The 16,887-nt window shown below is 59.7% G+C and carries 13 protein-coding genes; 1 reads left to right on the top strand and 12 read right to left on the bottom strand.

Annotated elements, in window-relative coordinates; genetic code table 11:
* Positions 1-10 precede the first annotated feature (10 nt).
* The 9 genes from AC788_RS21235 to rfbB form a co-directional block, all read right to left on the bottom strand.
* Positions 11-529: a GtrA family protein gene (locus tag AC788_RS21235; RefSeq protein WP_082223565.1), complete on the bottom strand. Its 519-nt coding sequence runs from the start codon at positions 527-529 to the stop codon at positions 11-13.
* Between the two features lie 35 nt (positions 530-564).
* Positions 565-4,314 carry a glycosyltransferase gene (locus tag AC788_RS04525; protein WP_049859408.1) on the bottom strand — a complete coding sequence of 1,250 codons (3,750 nt, stop codon included), beginning with the start codon at positions 4,312-4,314 and terminating at the stop codon, positions 565-567.
* Positions 4,314-5,981: a class I SAM-dependent methyltransferase gene (locus tag AC788_RS04520; protein ID WP_049859407.1), complete on the bottom strand. Its 1,668-nt coding sequence runs from the start codon at positions 5,979-5,981 to the stop codon at positions 4,314-4,316. Before AC788_RS04520 ends, AC788_RS04525 begins: the two co-directional genes overlap by 1 nt.
* Positions 5,978-7,195, bottom strand: coding sequence for an ABC transporter ATP-binding protein (locus AC788_RS04515; protein WP_049859406.1), 1,218 nt, complete (start codon positions 7,193-7,195; stop codon positions 5,978-5,980). Before AC788_RS04515 ends, AC788_RS04520 begins: the two co-directional genes overlap by 4 nt.
* Positions 7,192-7,986, bottom strand: coding sequence for an ABC transporter permease (locus AC788_RS04510; protein ID WP_049859405.1), 795 nt, complete (start codon positions 7,984-7,986; stop codon positions 7,192-7,194). Before AC788_RS04510 ends, AC788_RS04515 begins: the two co-directional genes overlap by 4 nt.
* Positions 7,987-7,988: 2 nt before the next feature.
* Positions 7,989-9,350 carry a phosphomannomutase/phosphoglucomutase gene (locus tag AC788_RS04505; protein WP_049859404.1) on the bottom strand — a complete coding sequence of 454 codons (1,362 nt, stop codon included), beginning with the start codon at positions 9,348-9,350 and terminating at the stop codon, positions 7,989-7,991.
* A gap of 141 nt (positions 9,351-9,491) precedes the next feature.
* Entirely contained in the window at positions 9,492-10,937 is a 1,446-nt protein-coding gene (locus AC788_RS04500; protein ID WP_049859403.1) for a mannose-1-phosphate guanylyltransferase/mannose-6-phosphate isomerase, read from the bottom strand.
* A gap of 257 nt (positions 10,938-11,194) precedes the next feature.
* Positions 11,195-12,091, bottom strand: a complete 897-nt coding sequence (rfbD, locus tag AC788_RS04495) for a dTDP-4-dehydrorhamnose reductase (protein ID WP_049859402.1) — start codon at positions 12,089-12,091, stop codon at positions 11,195-11,197.
* Positions 12,088-13,158, bottom strand: a complete 1,071-nt coding sequence (rfbB, locus tag AC788_RS04490; protein ID WP_122742825.1) for a dTDP-glucose 4,6-dehydratase — start codon at positions 13,156-13,158, stop codon at positions 12,088-12,090. Before rfbB ends, rfbD begins: the two co-directional genes overlap by 4 nt.
* Before the next feature lie 372 nt (positions 13,159-13,530).
* Here rfbB and AC788_RS04480 point away from each other — a divergent pair, with 372 nt between their 5' ends.
* Positions 13,531-13,860: a YceK/YidQ family lipoprotein gene (locus tag AC788_RS04480; protein WP_049859399.1), complete on the top strand. Its 330-nt coding sequence runs from the start codon at positions 13,531-13,533 to the stop codon at positions 13,858-13,860.
* Positions 13,861-13,878: 18 nt separating this feature from the next.
* Here AC788_RS04480 and AC788_RS04475 read toward each other — a convergent pair whose 3' ends face one another.
* From AC788_RS04475 to AC788_RS04465, 3 genes are all read right to left on the bottom strand, one after another.
* Positions 13,879-14,757 (bottom strand): PhzF family phenazine biosynthesis protein, encoded by an 879-nt coding sequence (locus AC788_RS04475; protein WP_049859398.1) that lies wholly within the window; start codon positions 14,755-14,757, stop codon positions 13,879-13,881.
* A gap of 341 nt (positions 14,758-15,098) precedes the next feature.
* Positions 15,099-15,701, bottom strand: a complete 603-nt coding sequence (recR, locus tag AC788_RS04470; protein ID WP_049859397.1) for a recombination mediator RecR — start codon at positions 15,699-15,701, stop codon at positions 15,099-15,101.
* A 65-nt stretch (positions 15,702-15,766) separates the two neighbouring features.
* On the bottom strand, positions 15,767-16,801 hold the full coding sequence (locus AC788_RS04465) for an NADP-dependent oxidoreductase (RefSeq protein WP_049859396.1): 1,035 nt from the start codon (positions 16,799-16,801) through the stop codon (positions 15,767-15,769).
* Between the last annotated feature and the right edge of the window lie 86 nt (positions 16,802-16,887).

The following is a 16,887-nucleotide window of genomic DNA, read 5'->3' as shown; positions in this document are numbered from 1 at the left end:
AGATGCTTATTCAGATTTTGACAGGTCGGTCCTTGGCTGAAAGAAGCTTCCAGACAAAGTTATACGACATGAAGTAGTTCCACAAAGACCCGACGACAATGCCGCAGAATGCAGAGACCATAGGCATTACTGTGCGGTCATACACCTCCCCGGAGATCAGCAGGCTCAGGCCCAGCCCCGCTGACGCAATCGACAGGTAAAGCATGTAACCGATCACGATGCGTTTGCCCGAAAGGCTGACGTCGCTATAGGTGGCACGATTGTTCATCAGGTAGTTGAACGTGGCGGCCACGGCCATTGAACAGCCGTTTGCATAGCGGAAGTTATCGGTCACGAAGTACATCAATGTCTTGAGTACCGACATGTGCACTATAAGGCCCAAGGATCCAACGATAAGAAACGAGATCAGCGTGAGCGGTAAAAGCCCTCTAACAATTTTATAGCCAATACCGCTGAGGATTTCGATAAGTCGTGGGATCACTGGTGACTGCCGCCTTGATGGGAATAAGTCCGTGGCCGTAGGCCGCATTTTTCAGACATGAAATGCGGCACACGGTATAAGAATTATGCGCCCCCTGCAACCTCGGCCTTCTCGCGCAAGACCGGCTGCATGGCAGCCCAGAGCGCGTCGGCGCTCTGGCTCCAGGTGAGCCATGGCATTTCGTCCGAGCGCGGATGATCGCCCGTACGATACAGCGCCAGCCACTCGAGTATGGCTTCGCTCAAGGCTTGTGCAGTGGCACCCTGGAAGTAGTGCGCGTGCTGGCCAGCAACTTCACGGAATACCGCAATGTCACGAGCGATGACTGGCAACCCGTGCTGGGCGGCCTCGATCAGCGGCAGGCCAAAACCCTCCCCTCTTGAACCCGCAATCAGACAGGTCGAGGCGTCGTAGATCGCTTCGAGGCTTTCATCGCTCGCCCCTTCGATCCAGAAAAGCTGCGCCCCACGCTGGGGGTGCGACTGCAGTTGATCGATCAGGCTTTCGACCATCCAACCCTGCTTGCCGATGATCACCAGATTGACGCGCTCACCTGCCTTCCACAGTCCTTCGAACGCTTCGAGCACTTGGATATGGCCCTTGCGCGGTTCCAGGGTCCCGACCATCAAAAACGTCGGTGACTGCTTGAGCTTGCTCAAGAGCGTGGACATGTCGTCAGCCAAACCCACCGAGGGCGCAGATTCCAGAATGTCGGCCCCTAGGTGAAACCAATCCAGACGTGGCGTGTGACCCGCAACGGGCGAATGTTCTCGCAGCCATCGGTCGAGATCGCTTTGTACGGCCTGGGAAATACTCAGGATGCCGTCGAAGCGGCTGACCACGTTCAACCAGTCAGTCAGCAGGCCGCCGCCATGCGCCGGGAAACAGTCCGGTAGCCCGAGCAGAAGCATGTCGTAGATCACGAATTGGATCTCTACGCCGGCCCGGTGCATTGCAGTCAGTGCCTGCACTTGGTTGGGCACGATGCTAGGCTGGAAATCGAGACCTATGAATGTATCGCCGGGACCAAAGGTGATGGGCTCATCCACCAGCGCATCCATCGGGCAGTCCAGGAACCCGAGCGTGAAACGTCGGGCATAGAAGTAGCCCGGTGCATCGGCTGTCGCATAGACCGGCTCGACGCGATAGCCCTGCGGCGGATTGAGCAACCAGTGACGAAGAATGCTGCGCACGACTCGCTGGATCCCGCTTCGGGCGTCTCGCTGGCACAGCTCGGAGATATCTACGAACAGTTGCTTCTGATAGAACCTGGGCAGCAGCGAGCGATCGATGCTGTTGGCCAGCAAGGCGCGATCGTGGGCGTCTTGCGGCTGTGCGTCGAACTCCTCCAATGCCTGGATTAAAGAAGGTACGGAGTGCGCGTTGTCTGCATAGAAGTGCTCGATCGCGCGAACGTACTTGTCGGCACAGTAACGCGGAGAGTGATTGCTGTGGACCTCCGCCTTGCCTTTCTGGGACAACAGCGATCGCTCCTCGGAATCGCGCCTCATACGCACCAGCGCTTCTGTCAGTTCAGCCACCTCGAAATCATCCGCCAGCTTCACCACGCACTGATCGGGCAAGTCCGCCATGCCTCCGTTGGCATTGGCTATGGTCGCCAGACCGTGGTTCATGCAGTCCAGAACCGTCGCGGACGTCTCGCCCCGGGAAAAGGTTCGTAACTGAACGCCGATGTCGGCCGCGACCAGATACGACTTGAAGGTCTTGTTGTCAGTCCAACCGGTGATCTTGACCCGCTCTCCACCACTCTGACTCTTGATCCGTTTGAGGATCTGCGCGCCGTACTCGCCGGTCTCGTTTTCGCCCACGAATATCAGCACGCATTTCGGGTCTGCGGCCATGGGTGAAGCCAGCCATGCGTCCAGAAGTCGATCGTTGAGTTTGCTGGGGCCCAACAGGCCGAAGCTGCAGACGATGAAGTCGTAGCCATCGAGACCCAACGCTCGGCGCGCTGCGGTCTTGTCGGCCGGCATGCTGTGATCCGGCACTCGCAGCAGCGGCACGTAGGCCCACTCGCTCTGATCACCTTCCCCATACCACTCGGTAGCCAGTCGCCGCGAGTGCTCGGAGTGAACGATGACCCCGACCGCGTCACGCAGCACACTGAGATTGCATGGATACGCCCAGACTACCTCGGCCTTCTGTTCAACCTTGAATCGATCCTGCACTGCTTTGTAGCCATGCGCCGAATAGAGTTCATGGACCCAGAAGCCAGGCACGATGCTGTGAAATTCCAGATGCGCGACGATGCCCGAAAGAAAGAAATCGTGCAGAACGATAGCGCCTGGGATGCGTTTGATCAGCTCGAACATGTGCTGATGAAAGCTTGAATTGCCGAAGTGGTACAGGACCCGGTCGTACACGCGGTGGTTACGTTGAAACCATTCGACGGAGCGAACCTGGCAATTCGCGTTGATCCACGCATTCGATATCTCATGCTGCGCGACGATCACATCGATATGGTAATGACGCGCCAGTTCCGGCAACAGCTCTGCGCTGTAATCGCTGATACCGCTGCGCTCAGGCGGCAATGGCGATACATAGGCGAGCCGGGGTTTGCGCACTGGATAGGTGGCGCCCTCATGGGCCGAAATATGGTCGGCTACGGCTCTTTCGAGCGCCTCTACCGCAAGGGCAGCCGTCTTTTCCCATGAAAATTTCGCGGCTTGGGCCAGCCCGTGACTTTGCAGTCTGCCGCGGAAGGCCTCATCAGTCAGGACCTGTTCAAGCTTGGAAGTGAACGCCTGTTGATCGCGTGGATCGAACAACGCTTCGTCAAGACCGATGACTTCCGGAACGCTGGAGGTATTGGCGCCGATGACAGCACAGCCGCAGTGCATGGCTTCCAGCGCCGGCAAGCCGAACCCCTCGTGCCAGGACGGGAAAACGAACGCGTGGCAGAGGTTGTAGAGTGCCACCAGGTCTTCTTCCGGCACAAAACCGGTGAGTACCAAGTCATTCGGTTTCAGCCCGGACTTTTTGGCCAGTTCCAGCAGCCTGGCCTTGTCGTGCGGTTGCACCGAGCAGACGATCGCAAGTTGATAGTCAGCTCGCACGCTCTTCGGCAAGCTGGCAAAAGCAGTGATCAAGCCTTCGATATTCTTGCGGTGATCGATCCCGCCGGTGTACATCAAAAACGGCCTGTCCAAATCATGCTTGCCAAACAGTTCGCTGCGCTGGGCCTCGGACAGTTCGATTTGCTTGAATGGTGAGTCGGCGGCTGTGGAGATGTTGGTGACCTTGGCAGCGGGTAACGAAAGATATTTCAGGCCTTCGCTGCGTGAGGATTCTGAGATGGCCAGGACCGCGCTCGCGCTCCTCAGATGACCGATCTTGTTTTCATACCACCGCTCGACGAGCGGGTTTTCAAGGTACGGTTCACGATTGATCAGGGGAATCAGGTCATACAGCACAACGGCCGTGGGCACGTTGGAACTGAGCATTCCAACGCTGGTGACTACATTGTCGACAAGCCCTTCGAACAGGCTGCAGACCAGAACGATGGACGGATTCAACGTCTCCAGAAACGCTTCTCTGACCAGTTCCGCAGCGCGCCGGCGTTTTTCGTTTGCGACGCTGATCTGGCCTACTTCACCGGGTGAATGCCACACCCTGATGTTTTGCGCAGGGATCACGTCAGCCAGAGTGCGACGCAGCTCATCTATGCTTTCGCCGAACGCATCGTTGAGGACTACGATGACTTCATGTTTACCCTGCGCGGCAATTGCCCGGGTCAACGACAGGCAGTAGCGACCGATACCGCGCTTGCGGTTTTCGGCCTGAGCGCCCTGCAGGTCAATAACAATACGCATTACTTCTCAACCTTAGAATTAGCCGCGCTTTCCAACGCTTGGTAGATGGCATTGGCACGCTGAGTCTGTCGCTGCGAGCCCGGTGCAGGCTCGCCCTGCATAGTTACGTTGAAATCGGCCATGGGCGTGACGGCAGCAGCGTAAGGCTGGCTGGCGGAGCGATTACGCGCCATGTTGCTCAGCCGTTGGTGCAGACGCGGGAATTTCTTCAGGCCTCGGTTCAACTTCATGCTCAGGCGCGGGCGCGCCAGCACGAATCGAACGGCACGACTGGCCAGACCGCGAATGATCCCCTTGATCGTGTGTCGAGGTGACCTCAGAACGCGCCCAGCCGTTCGCGCGCAAAAGCGCAGCGGGGCCGTGAGACGCCATGAGGTGCTGGCCAACAGAGCGCGTTGATGCGATTCATAGGCAACGGCACGCGTGTACCAGAGGTGGGCATTGCCCAGCGACTCATCAAGCTGACGCTGCAGCTCAGCGGCACGCGCTTCGGCTGCTTCGCAGCGGACTTTGGCTTCGTTGCCACGAGCTTCGGCTTCCTCGTAGCATGCTTTCGCTTCGTTGCCACGGGCTTCAGCTTCTTTGTAGAACTCTTCGATTTCTTTAGAGCGCGCCTCGACGGTGCTGTACACCGCTTCGGCCTGAATGCGTTGAACCTCCAGCCGAGCCGTCAGCTCTGCCTCTTTGGCCTGCGCTTCGACTCTCACCAACTGCAATGCAGCTTCATGCAATTGGCCGTGCATTTCCTGCAGTTGCTCGTGCACTTGCCCATTTAGACGCTCGGTCAGCACGTCCAGCTTGTGGGCTCTGATCTCGAGTTCCAGTGTGCGATCGGAAACTTGACCGACCAGGCTTTCCAGCCACACCCCATGCTGAGCCTGTGCTTGGGATTGAGTGCGTATTTCTTCGATACTGTTCTGGCGAGCATGGTCGTAGCGCTGAGCCAACGCATCGAGCGCAAGCCCATAATCTTTGCCGAAAGCTTCGTCGAAGGCTTGAAGCTTTTCCAGTGCGGCCGCTTTTTGCGCCACGATGGCGTAGTCAGGGCTGACTGCAGACAGGACCGCAAGCAGGTCCACGGGATGATCCGGATTTTTGAGCTGATCGGGCTCCTGCAGGCGCAGGAGCTTGGAACGTGAGAAACCGGTGTAATCGGTGAGAAAACTCAACAGCAGATGGGGAATCGGCCGCTCGTGCGTAGGATCCAGGTAAAAGCCGTTGGTGCCTACCGCGATGTTCTCGGCATTCGGTGTCTCCAGTATCAACACACCGCCCGGGATCAGCACGCGTAGTGCTTCGGCTACGAGTGTTTGCAGGTCTGGAAAAGGAATGTGCTCAGCAATGTGGAAGCCGCTGACGATCGCCAGACTGTTGTCTTCCAAGGTCGCTAGATAGCTCAATGCATCATTCTGCTGAGCCGGAAGGCCACGCTCTTGGCAGGCTTCCAACATCCCTTCATCGAGATCAATACCATTGGCGTCAAAACCGCAGCCGATCAGAATCTCCAGCCACTCGCCACGACCGCACCCCAGGTCGGCCGCGCGGCGGGAGCCGTCGCCTTCCAGCAGTGGCGTGATGAAGGGCAGATAAACCTTCAAACGCTGACTGATCAGTTCCCGCGTACCTCGATGACGATCTTCGAATGCACGGTAGAAATTTTCACTCACTTGACGTACTCCACCACGGGCGGCAGCCACGAAACACCCACGAAGGGGGACCGGTTCACGTTGACCACGTTGAACACCAGGGCGTGGTCCCGCCACTCGTAGTTATGCGCCATATGGCTGTCGGTTGTATGCAATGCCACCGCTACGGAGTAGGAGCCCACGCCTAGATTCGCGTCGAAGGCGAATCGGTATTCGAGGGTATCGCCAGCCTGCTGTGCGGCCAATTTGCAGCCAAGATGGTGAGTGTTGGTTCCATAGACTTCCTGACCAAGGCGATCCTTGATCATGTAGCCCACTACCAGTTCAGGAATGGCGACATTGACGTCTACCTGAATCCGCAAGGTAACCGGCTCGCCAACGGGCACGTACTCGACGGCAGCACCGGTCGCGTCGGCCAGACTGACGCTCTTGATACTTGCCTCGGCCGAACCTGAACGGGTCTGCACGGCACCGCTGTCCAGAGTGACCACCTTGACTGTGGAATTCTCTTTTTCTGCAATGATCGCATTGTAGAAGTCCATGACTTCTTCCGGCGGACCATCCTTGATGACGGTGCCGGACTCCAGCAGGATGGCTCGGTTACACAAGCCCTGGATGGCGCCACGGTCATGGGAAACGATGAGAAGCGTCGTACCCTGCTGCTGGAATTCGCGAATTCTGTCGAAGCTTTTGTGTTGGAAGTAACTGTCGCCTACCGACAACGCTTCGTCGACGATAAGGATTTCTGGCCGGAAAGCAGTCGCGACCGCGAATGCCACGCGCATCTGCATGCCGCTCGAATAGGTGCGCACCGACTCATCGAAGTACTCGCCGATTTCTGCGAATGCTTCGATATCGTCGATGACCGTGTCCATTTGCTCGCCGCTGAAACCCATCAGGCCAGCCGCATGGTAAACGTTCTGACGACCGCTGAGTTCGGGGTTGAAGCCCATGCCTAACTCAAGAATGGCCGCAATACGGCCATTGACCTGGATGCTGCCTTCGGACGGCTGCAGGGTGCCGGTGATCATCTTGAGCAGCGTCGATTTGCCGGCGCCGTTCTGCCCGACAATGCCGATCGCCTCGCCCGGCTGGATATCGAAGCTCACGTGCTTGAGCACCCAATGCTCTTCGCTTGGAGCTACGGGAAGGAAGAACCATCTGGCAATACGCTGCCATTCGGAACGGTACGACCTGTAGGCTTTGCCTAGGTTATTGACGGTGAGCAGGCTCATAATGCATCCACCATTTCAGCCGATGCTCGGCGGAAGAGGAACAGGCCCAGCAGCATCAAGCCGAACGCCAGGCCAAACGCAGACCAGATGTGATGCATGTCTGGTGATGTCCCATACACGAGTATATTTTGGTAGGAGGTCACGACCGGGTACATAGGGTTGTAGATCAACGCGCCGCGCAAGGCTTCGGGGATGATGTTCACCGAATACACGATAGGCGTGAACCAGAAGAGAATCTGCAGGACGATGGGCACGACTTGCCCGATATCACGAAGAAAAACGTTCAGCACGCCAAGTACCAGTCCGATACCGACGCCCAGGGCAACGACCGACAACGTCATTGGGATCAGCCAGAACATCTGCATCGTCGGAGCATGCCCAAGAATGGCGAACACCGCGAGCACTGCCACGAACAGCAGCAAGTTGTTCAGAAGGCAGGAACCGACGACGATCACGGGCAAGGCTATGCGCGGGAAGCGCATCTTCTTCATGAGATTTCCGTTCTCGATGAAAATGGTCAGGCATCTGGAGACGATTTCGGAAAACAGGTTCCAGGCCAACATACCCGCCATCAGGTAGAGCGCATAAGCATATTTGTTGTCGATGCCTGGCAGCTTGGCTGCCAGGACGTTGGACAGGATGAGGGCATAGATTGCAACTTGCGCCAATGGATGAATAATCATCCAAAGGCCACCCAAACGGCTTCGAGCGAAACGGGCGATGAACTCGTTCTTGATCGAACTAACCACGAAGCTTCGGTATTCCCAAAGCCCTCTCAACATGCCAAACATAATTATCCTTTGATCAAACGCTCAATCTCAGCGACACGCTGAGCCACCAATTCTTCGCTGCCGCGGCTTTCCACGTTCAGGCGCAGCAATGGCTCGGTGTTCGAACCCCGCAGGCTGAAACGCCAGTCGGCGAACTCGACGCTGATGCCGTCGATGCGGTCGACGCTGGGGTTCTGGGCGGTGTAGAACGCCAGGATCTTCTCGATCGAGCCTTTCACGTCGGCGACTTCGTAGTTGATCTCGCCGCTGCACGGGAACGCGGCGATGCGCTCGTCCACCAGTTGGGCCAAAGTCTTGCCGGTGACGCTCATCAACTCGGCGACCAGCAGCCACGGGATATTACCGCTGTCGCAGTAGGCGAAGTCGCGGAAATAATGGTGGGCGCTCATCTCGCCGCCGTACACGGCGTCTTCGGCGCGCATGCGCTCCTTGATGAAGGCGTGGCCGGTCTTGCTCTGGATGGCAACGCCGCCGGCGGCCTCGACCTGTTCGATGGTATTCCAGGTCAGGCGCGGGTCGTGGATGATCTTGCTGCCGGGGTGCTTCTTCAGCAGCATTTCAGCCAACAGGCCGACCAGGTAGTAGCCCTCGATGAAGCGGCCCTTGTCGTCGAAGAAGAAGCAGCGGTCGAAGTCGCCGTCCCAGGCGATACCCATGTCGGCGCCGTTTTCCAGCAAGGCCTTGCGGGTCAGCTCGCGGTTCTCCGGCAGCAGCGGGTTGGGCACGCCGTTGGGGAAGTTGCCGTCTGGCTCGCCGTTGATGACGATCAGTTCCAGCGGCAGCTTGGCCTTGAGCAATTCGATGGTCGGGCCCACGGCGCCGTTGCCCGGGTCAGCCAGGACCTTGAGGGGCTTGAGCGAGTTGACGTCGATGTAGGTCAGCAGGTGCTCGATGTAGGCGCTCTTGTCGAACACTTCGCGAACGTGGCCGGCGGTGGCCGCCTTGTCGTCGAAGTTACCGGCTTCCACGCGGGCACGGATAGCGTCGAGGCCAGTGTCGCCGCTGATCGGCTTGGAATGCTCGCGCACCAGTTTCATGCCGTTGTAACCCTTGGGGTTATGGCTGGCGGTGATCATGATGCCGCCATCGGCCTTGAGGTGGCTGGTGGCGAAATAGACTTCTTCGGTGCCGCACAGGCCCAGGTCGAGTACATCGGCGCCCGCCTCGGTCAGGCCCTTGATCAGGGCAGCGGCCAGGCCTGGGCTTTCCAGGCGCATGTCGCGCCCGACTACATAGGCCTTGCCGTGCAGCTCGGAGACCAGCGCGCGACCGATGCGGTAGGCGATGTCGTCATTGAGGTCGGCGGGAACCTGGCCGCGGATATCGTAGGCCTTGAAGCAACGGGTCTGAAGAGGGGGATACATGGCAATCGCTCGCTCTATGGGGCCGACGCGCAATCGGTGCGGACGTCGGTAGATTGGACGGTCGCTGACGAACGACCAGCACGATTCGGCCCCTGCGCATGTTTTTCGAACACGGGCAGAGGCCGAGGCGGAAGATGTCGGTCAGGCCTTGTCAACGCGGCCGTAGACGTCTTCGAAACGGACGATGTCGTCCTCACCGAGGTAGTCGCCGCTCTGCACTTCGATCAGGACCAGATCGATCACGCCCGGGTTTTTCAGGCGATGCTGGTGGCCGGCACGAATAAAAGTCGACTCGTTGGTGTTGAGCATCAGCTCGCGATCATCGTTGACCACGACGGCCATGCCGCTGACCACGATCCAGTGTTCGCTGCGGTGGTGGTGCATCTGCAGCGACAGCGACGCCTGTGGCTTGACCACGATGCGCTTGATCTTGAAGCGCTCGCCCTCTTCCAGGGTGGTGTAGGTACCCCATGGACGGTGCACGGTGCGGTGCAGCTTGTGCAGGTGGTGACCGTTGGCCTTGAGCTGGCCGACGATGTGCTTGACGTCCTGGCAGTGATCCTTGTGGCTGATCATCAGCGCGTCCGGAGTGTCGATGACCAGCAGGTCTTCGACGCCGACCAGCGCGGTCAGGCGGTCTTCGCTGTGGACGAAGTTGTTGCGGGCATTGTGCGACAGCACTTCGCCTTCGAAACGATTGCCCTGTGCGTCGGCGTCAGTCAGTTCGCTGACCGCGTTCCACGAGCCGATGTCGCTCCAGCCGATGTCGCACGGCACGGTGGCGACTTTGTCCGAGCGCTCCATCAGGGCGTAGTCGACCGAGATGTCCGGCACCTGGGCAAACGCATCGGCGTCCAGCGCCAGGCAGCGATAGTTCGGCGCTTCGCTCAGGCGCGAGGCTTCCTTGACGGCCACGGCGGCGGCCAGCACGTCCGGCGCATGTTTCTTCAGTTCTTCGAGGACGGTGCCGACCTTGAAGCAGAACATGCCCGAGTTCCAGAAGTAGTTGCCGGCGGCGACGTAGCCCTTGGCAGTTTCCAGGTCTGGCTTCTCGACGAAACGGGCGACTTTCAAGGTGCCGTCCAGGCCGGTACCGACGCCAGCTTCGATGTAGCCGAAGCCGGTTTCAGGGTACTGCGGCTGAATGCCGAAGGTGACCAGCCAGCCGTCGGCCGACAGTTTCACAGCCTTGGCGACAGCGGCGGAAAAGGCGTCTTCGTTCTGAATCAGGTGGTCGGCGGCCAGGACCAGCATGTGGGCATCGGGGCCGTGGGAATCATTGAGTTGCAGTGCGGCCATGGCGACGGCAGCTGCGGTGTTGCGGCCGAAGGGCTCGAGGATGAAGCCCTGGGCGTGGCCAGTCTTGTTGACGGTACGGTATTCGTCTTCGGTCTTGAACAGCAGTTCGCGGTTGGTGACGGTCAGCACTTCTGACACGCCGTCGAGCTTGGCGGCGCGCAGGAAGGTTTTTTGAATCAGGTTCTGGCCGTCGGGCAGCGCCATGAATGGCTTGGGATGGGCCTCGCGGGACACGGGCCACAACCGGCTGCCAACGCCGCCGGAAAGAATAACGGGGATCAGGTTCATGCGTATTGGATCCTTTGTTTGCCGGTGTAGCGGCACTGTGAAATCGATCTGTAGACCGTCTGTACATGGGGTAGATCACCCCTGCGCATCGAAGATCTGGCGGCTCCCTGCGCCGCAGACAACATATACGTCAAACCCCTAAAACCGCTCGCTGCTGATGAGTCAAGGAAGTGGCGGCTAGAATATCAGGAAATCCGGGGCCAAGCGCAAATCGTTCGCGCTTGGACAGCTGACCTGGCACGGTAGTTCAGCGACCATCACTTGGCGCTGATTTCAGCCAGCATGCGTCTCACGCCCAGTTCCCAATGGGGCAGCTCCAGACCGAAACGCTCGGTCAGTTTGCTGGTATCGAGCCGCGAGTTCAGTGGACGTCGGGCGGGCGTCGGGTAGGCGCTGGTGGGAATGGCTTCGACCGTTTCCACGGCCAGCTTGGTGCCTTGACTGCGAGCGTTCTCGATGACCAGCTTGGCGAACGCATGCCAGGACGTTTCGCCACTGGCCGCCAGGTGATAGGTGCCTGCCAAGTCGGGTTGGACGAGCGCCTTGGGAATTGCATGAGCCACGACATCGGCCAGCAACTCGGCGCCGGTGGGTGCGCCGATCTGGTCACTGATGACGCTGAGGCTCTTGCGATCCTTGGCCAAGCGCAGCATGGTCTTGGCGAAATTGTTGCCCCGCGGGGCATAGACCCAACTGGTGCGGAAGATGAGGTGCTTGCAGCCGGAGTGGCGAATGGCTTCCTCGCCGGCCAGCTTGCTGGCACCGTAGTAGTTGACCGGCGCCGTGGTGTCGCTTTCGCGCCAAGGCTGGTCGCCGCTGCCATCGAACACGTAGTCGGTAGAGTAATGCACCAGCCAGGCGTCCAAGCCTAGCGCTTCACGGGCGAGCACGGCGCTGGCTTGATGGTTGATCAAGTCAGCGGCTTGTTTCTCACTTTCGGCCTTGTCCACGGCGGTATAAGCGGCGGCGTTGACGATCACGTTCGGCGCGATGCGTCGTACCGTCTCAGCCAAGCCTTCAAGTGCCGCCAGGTCTCCGCAGAGCCCGGCTTCATCGATGTTCCTGCCCAGTGCGACCACCTTGCCCAGCGGCGCCAGCGCACGCTGCAGCTCCCAACCCACCTGACCGTTCTTACCCAGGAGCAATATTTTCACAGTTCACGCCCTTGATAATTCGTATCGATCCATTGCTGGTAGGCGCCGCTCTTCACGCGGTTCACCCATTCGGGATTATCCAGATACCACTGCACGGTCTTGCGGATACCGGACTCGAACGTTTCTACCGGCGTCCAGCCCAGCTCGCGCTGGATCTTGCTGGCGTCGATGGCGTAACGAACGTCATGGCCGGGACGGTCTTGTACATGGGTGATCAATTGCGCATGCGGACGGTGGGGAGACTGCGGGCAGAGCTCGTCGAGCAGGGCGCAGACCGTGTGCACGACTTCGATGTTCTGTTTTTCGTTGTGACCGCCGATGTTGTAGGTCTCCCCTACTTCACCTTCGGTCACTACCTGATACAGAGCCCGTGCGTGGTCTTCGACATACAGCCAGTCGCGAATTTGATTACCTTTGCCATAAATGGGCAGCGCCTTGCCTTCCAGGGCATTGAGGATGATCAGCGGAATGAGTTTTTCCGGGAAATGGCACGGCCCATAGTTGTTCGAACAGTTGGTGACCAGCGTCGGCAACCCGTAGGTGCGCTGCCAGGCGCGGACCAGGTGATCGGAGCTGGCCTTGCTCGCCGAATATGGCGAGCTCGGCTGGTACGGTGTGGTTTCGGTGAACAGGTCTTCGGGGCCTTCCAGGTCGCCGTAGACTTCATCGGTCGAGATGTGGTGGAAGCGAAAGGCCGCCTGCTGTTCGGCATCGAGCTGCGACCAGTACTGGCGCGCGGCTTCGAGCAGTGTGTAGGTACCGATGACGTTGGTTTCAACGAAAGCCGCAGGGCCGGTGATCGACCGATCGACATGGGATTCGGCGGCCAGGTGCATGACCCGGTCGGGCCGATGCTCGGCGAACACCCGATCCATTTGGGCACGGTCGCAGATGTCGACGTGCTCGAAGGCATAGCGCGGTGTGCGCTCGCTGCCCATGAGGGAATCCAGATTGCCGGCGTAGGTCAGTTTATCGACATTGACCACCGCGTCGTCGGTATTCGCCAAGATATGGCGAATGACTGCCGAGCCAATGAAGCCTGCACCACCGGTTACAAGGATTTTCACGTTAAACAACACCATCAAGTGGAGGAAAGGACGCGCTGCATCGATTCAGGACGCGTCTGTCGTAGGCGAACCCGCGCGAAGCCAGATGATACCAAACCACCCAAGGCGTGTCCGCACGGGACATGCAGGCCGCCAGCCAGGTCTGTAACGCGGCTTGTACAGACTGGCGAAAAAGATGTTACTGGAGGTAACTAGCATAGCTTGGAATGAGCATTACAGCTTCGCAGTCGAATTTCGCGAGGCTATTGACAACGTCCTCCGCGCTTTCGTGAATCTCAGTTCCGTTCATCTGACGAAAGGTACGTCCCGCGCCTGGATAGGCGAGCTGATAGAAACGGTTATAGTGCCGGCCTCGCACAAGGAGTGACGGATATGAAAGTGTTGGCAGGTATGGCTTTGGCGGCTTTGCTGGCGGGTTGCGGCACTATCAATACGGTATTTCGCGACGACGTGGTGACCAGTGACAACCTCAAGGAGGCGGAATCGTTTTGCGGCGCCGTGCCTCGGGTTTACAGCGGTGTGGTCTATAACTTCTGCCTGCTCAATGGCAAGGAACCAAGGCCTGGTCGAATCACTACCGGGCCGCAGATGGGTTTCGTGGCGGTGGACATGGCCATCTCGGCCTTCACCGATACGCTGATGCTGCCTTATACGCTGTACCGGCAGCACAACGATGGCAGCATCGAGGTGGTAGGCCGCTGACTGTGATTCTGGCGAGGGTTAGGGATTGAGGAAGCCGTCGAGGCAGGTGACGCAGGCACCGGTGACCTTGATCGACTGGTCGGTGATCGACAGCTGCAGCTTGCCGGCGCGACCCAGCGCGGCGCCTTGGGCGACCCGCAGTTGCGAGCCCAGCGAAGAGGTCTGGCCGGTGGCACGGATGAAGGCAGCGACCGCCCCGCTGCCGCTGCCACAGGCGGCGTCTTCGGTGATGCCGCAGGTGGGCGCGAACGTGCGAACTTCGATGTGCTCGTTGCTCCCCTCAGGGTGCGGACCGAAGATCACCACACCGGTGGTGCTGGTGCGGTGATCGTTGATGGCCATGCGCGCCAGGTCGGGTATCACGGCCAGCACGGTTTGCGCATCGCGCAGTTGCACCACCAGCCATCGCGGACCCACGGTCACGAAGCACGGCCGGCGGTCACGCACTACGCTTACGCCGAGCACGGCCTGCAATTCGCGATGGTCGCTGTCGTTGACCGGCTGGATCGTTGCCGGTGGCAGTTCGAAGGTGATCAGTTGCGAGCCGTCGGGGCCGCGTGCGATGTCGACATCAATCAGGCCTGCAGTGCATTCCTGCACCAGCTTGCCGTTGCGAGGCTCGATGAGTCCGGCTTCGATCAGGGCGTGGGCGCTGCCGATGGTGGCATGGCCGGCGAACGGCAACTCGGAGTTGGGCGTGAAGATGCGCAGCCGGTAGTCGGCGTCGGGATGCGTGGCGGGAAGTACGAAGGTGGTTTCGGAAAGGTTGTTCCAGTGGGCGATCTGCTGCATCTGCTCGCGCGTCAGGCTTTCGGCCTGGAGGACGACCGCCAATGGATTGCCCTTGAATCGTTGGGTCGTGAAGACGTCGACTTGCTTGAACGCTAAGCGATGCATGGTCGGCCCTGCAGATGGGTGTGTGGAGGCAGTGATACGGCGATTTTCTGTAGCAGCGGCGCGAGCCGCGTCCGGCGGCACCGCGTTTTTCCAGACCCGCCGCATGTACCGCCGACGCGGCTTGCGCCGCTGCTACAGGGATCGTGGGAGCCCGGTGATGACGCGTTCCGATTCACTGCGTGTGCCGCCGACGCGGCTTGCGCCGCTGCTACAGGTTACCGGTTCGCGCGGTATTTTTAGCAGCGGCGCGAGCCGCGTCCGGCAGCACCTCGGTTGTTCCGGCCCACCGCGGGTACCGCCGACGCGGCTTGCGCCGCTGCTCCGGGGGCTATGGTAACCGGTTACAAGGTGATTGGTCTGCGGCCAGAGAAAGAATGGGCCAGGGTGCCGCCGTCTACCAACTCCAATTCGCCACCTAATGGAACACCGTGGGCAATGCGTGACGCGACCAGGCCTTTTTTAGCCAACAGCTGGGCGATGTAGTGTGCGGTGGCTTCGCCTTCGACGGTTGGATTGGTGGCCAGGATGACTTCGGCGAAGGTGCCCTGCTCGTCTATACGTGCCATCAGTTGCGGAATACCGATCGCTTCCGGCCCGAGCCCATCCAGAGGCGACAGATGCCCCTTGAGCACGAAGTAGCGGCCGCGGTAACCCGTTTGCTCTACAGCATAGACGTCCATCGGCCCTTCAACCACGCACAGCAGCGTGTCGTCGCGCCGGGGGTCGGCGCATTGCGGGCAGAGTTCTTCTTCGGTGAGGGTACGGCACTGGCGGCAATGGCCGACGCCTTCCATGGCCTGGCTCAGCGCTTGGGCCAGGCGACTGCCGCCGCTGCGGTCGCGCTCGAGCAGCTGCAAAGCCATGCGCTGGGCGGATTTCTGACCGACGCCGGGCAAGGTGCGCAGACTATCGATCAGTTGGCGGATCAGTGGGCTGAAGCTCATGGAGGGCGGCCTGATGTGACGACGAGACGCGGTTTATACCCGCGCCTCTGAACCACGTCAAATGATCAGACGTCGGAGACCTTGACCACCAGCTTGCCAAAGTTATGCCCCTGCAGCAGGCCAATGAAGGCCTCCGGTGCGCGCTCCAGGCCGTCGACCACGTCTTCGCGGAATTTGATCTTGCCATCACGGACCCACGGCACCATGGCCGAGAAGAATTCCGCATGACGATCGCCGAAGTCGTCGAACACGATGAAGCCCTGCATGCGGATGCGCTTGGTCAGCAGCATGCGCGGCAGCAGCGCGAAGCGATCCGGGCCTTCGGGCAGGTCGGTGACATTGTAACCGGCGATCAGGCCGCACACTGGGATGCGCGCGCGGGCGTTGAGCAGCGGCATGACGGCGTCGAAGACTTTGCCGCCGACGTTTTCGAAGTAGATGTCGATGCCTTTGTCGCAGGCCTTGGCCAGGTCATCGGCGAAGGTGTCGCTCTTGTGGTCGACGCAGGCGTCGAAGCCCAGCTCCTCAACGACGTAGCGGCATTTTTCTGGGCCACCAGCGATGCCAACGACCTTGAGGCCTTTGATCTTGCCGACCTGCCCTACTACCGAGCCGACGGCGCCGGAAGCTGCGGCTACGACGAGGGTTTCGCCTTCCTTGGGCTGGCCGATGTGGGTCAGGCCCATGTAGGCGGTCATGCCGGGCATGCCGAGGACGCCGAGCGCCATGGACGGGGTGGGGATGCCGGCAGGCAGCGGCGTGAGGTTGCTGCCATCGGAAATGCAGTGGGTTTGCCAGCCGGTCATGCCGACGACCAGATCGCCTTCACGGAATTTGGGGTGTTTGGACGTTTCCACACGACTGACGGTGCCGCCGGTCATGACTTCGTCGATCTCAACCGGAGCAGCGTAGGACGGCGCGTCGCTCATCCGGCCACGCATGTAGGGGTCCAGAGACAGATACAGGGTGCGCAGCAGGACTTGGCCGTCTTCGAGATCCGGCAAGGCTTCGCGCTCCAGGCGGAAATTCTCCGGCGTGGGTGCACCGGTCGGGCGGGAAGCGAGGACGAAGCGCTGGTTGAGGGTCAGGTCTTGGGACATTGCGGGGTATTCCTTGAGCAAGTGGCTATAGGAAAAGGACAGCGAGGGGTGGCGGGATGTTCAAACGGGTCATGGCTGGATGGCAA

Source organism: Pseudomonas sp. RIT-PI-a (assembly GCF_001187875.1).
Classification (GTDB): domain Bacteria; phylum Pseudomonadota; class Gammaproteobacteria; order Pseudomonadales; family Pseudomonadaceae; genus Aquipseudomonas; species Aquipseudomonas coleopterorum.
Note: the sequence above shows the minus strand (reverse complement) of the source record. Positions and strands in the feature narration are given on the sequence as shown.

Bases quoted from the DNA above. Each gene is read 5' to 3' on its own strand.
- AC788_RS04475 (WP_049859398.1), bottom strand. From the start codon at position 14,757: ATGCATCGCTTAGCGTTCAAGCAAGTCGACGTCTTCACGACCCAACGA.
- AC788_RS04515 (WP_049859406.1), bottom strand. From the start codon at position 7,195: ATGAGCCTGCTCACCGTCAATAACCTAGGCAAAGCCTACAGGTCGTAC.
- AC788_RS04510 (WP_049859405.1), bottom strand. From the start codon at position 7,986: ATGTTTGGCATGTTGAGAGGGCTTTGGGAATACCGAAGCTTCGTGGTT.
- AC788_RS21235 (WP_082223565.1), bottom strand. From the start codon at position 529: ATGCGGCCTACGGCCACGGACTTATTCCCATCAAGGCGGCAGTCACCA.
- AC788_RS04465 (WP_049859396.1), bottom strand. From the start codon at position 16,801: ATGTCCCAAGACCTGACCCTCAACCAGCGCTTCGTCCTCGCTTCCCGC.
- AC788_RS04525 (WP_049859408.1), bottom strand. From the start codon at position 4,314: ATGCGTATTGTTATTGACCTGCAGGGCGCTCAGGCCGAAAACCGCAAG.
- recR (WP_049859397.1), bottom strand. From the start codon at position 15,701: ATGAGCTTCAGCCCACTGATCCGCCAACTGATCGATAGTCTGCGCACC.
- AC788_RS04480 (WP_049859399.1), top strand. From the start codon at position 13,531: ATGAAAGTGTTGGCAGGTATGGCTTTGGCGGCTTTGCTGGCGGGTTGC.
- AC788_RS04505 (WP_049859404.1), bottom strand. From the start codon at position 9,350: ATGTATCCCCCTCTTCAGACCCGTTGCTTCAAGGCCTACGATATCCGC.
- AC788_RS04500 (WP_049859403.1), bottom strand. From the start codon at position 10,937: ATGAACCTGATCCCCGTTATTCTTTCCGGCGGCGTTGGCAGCCGGTTG.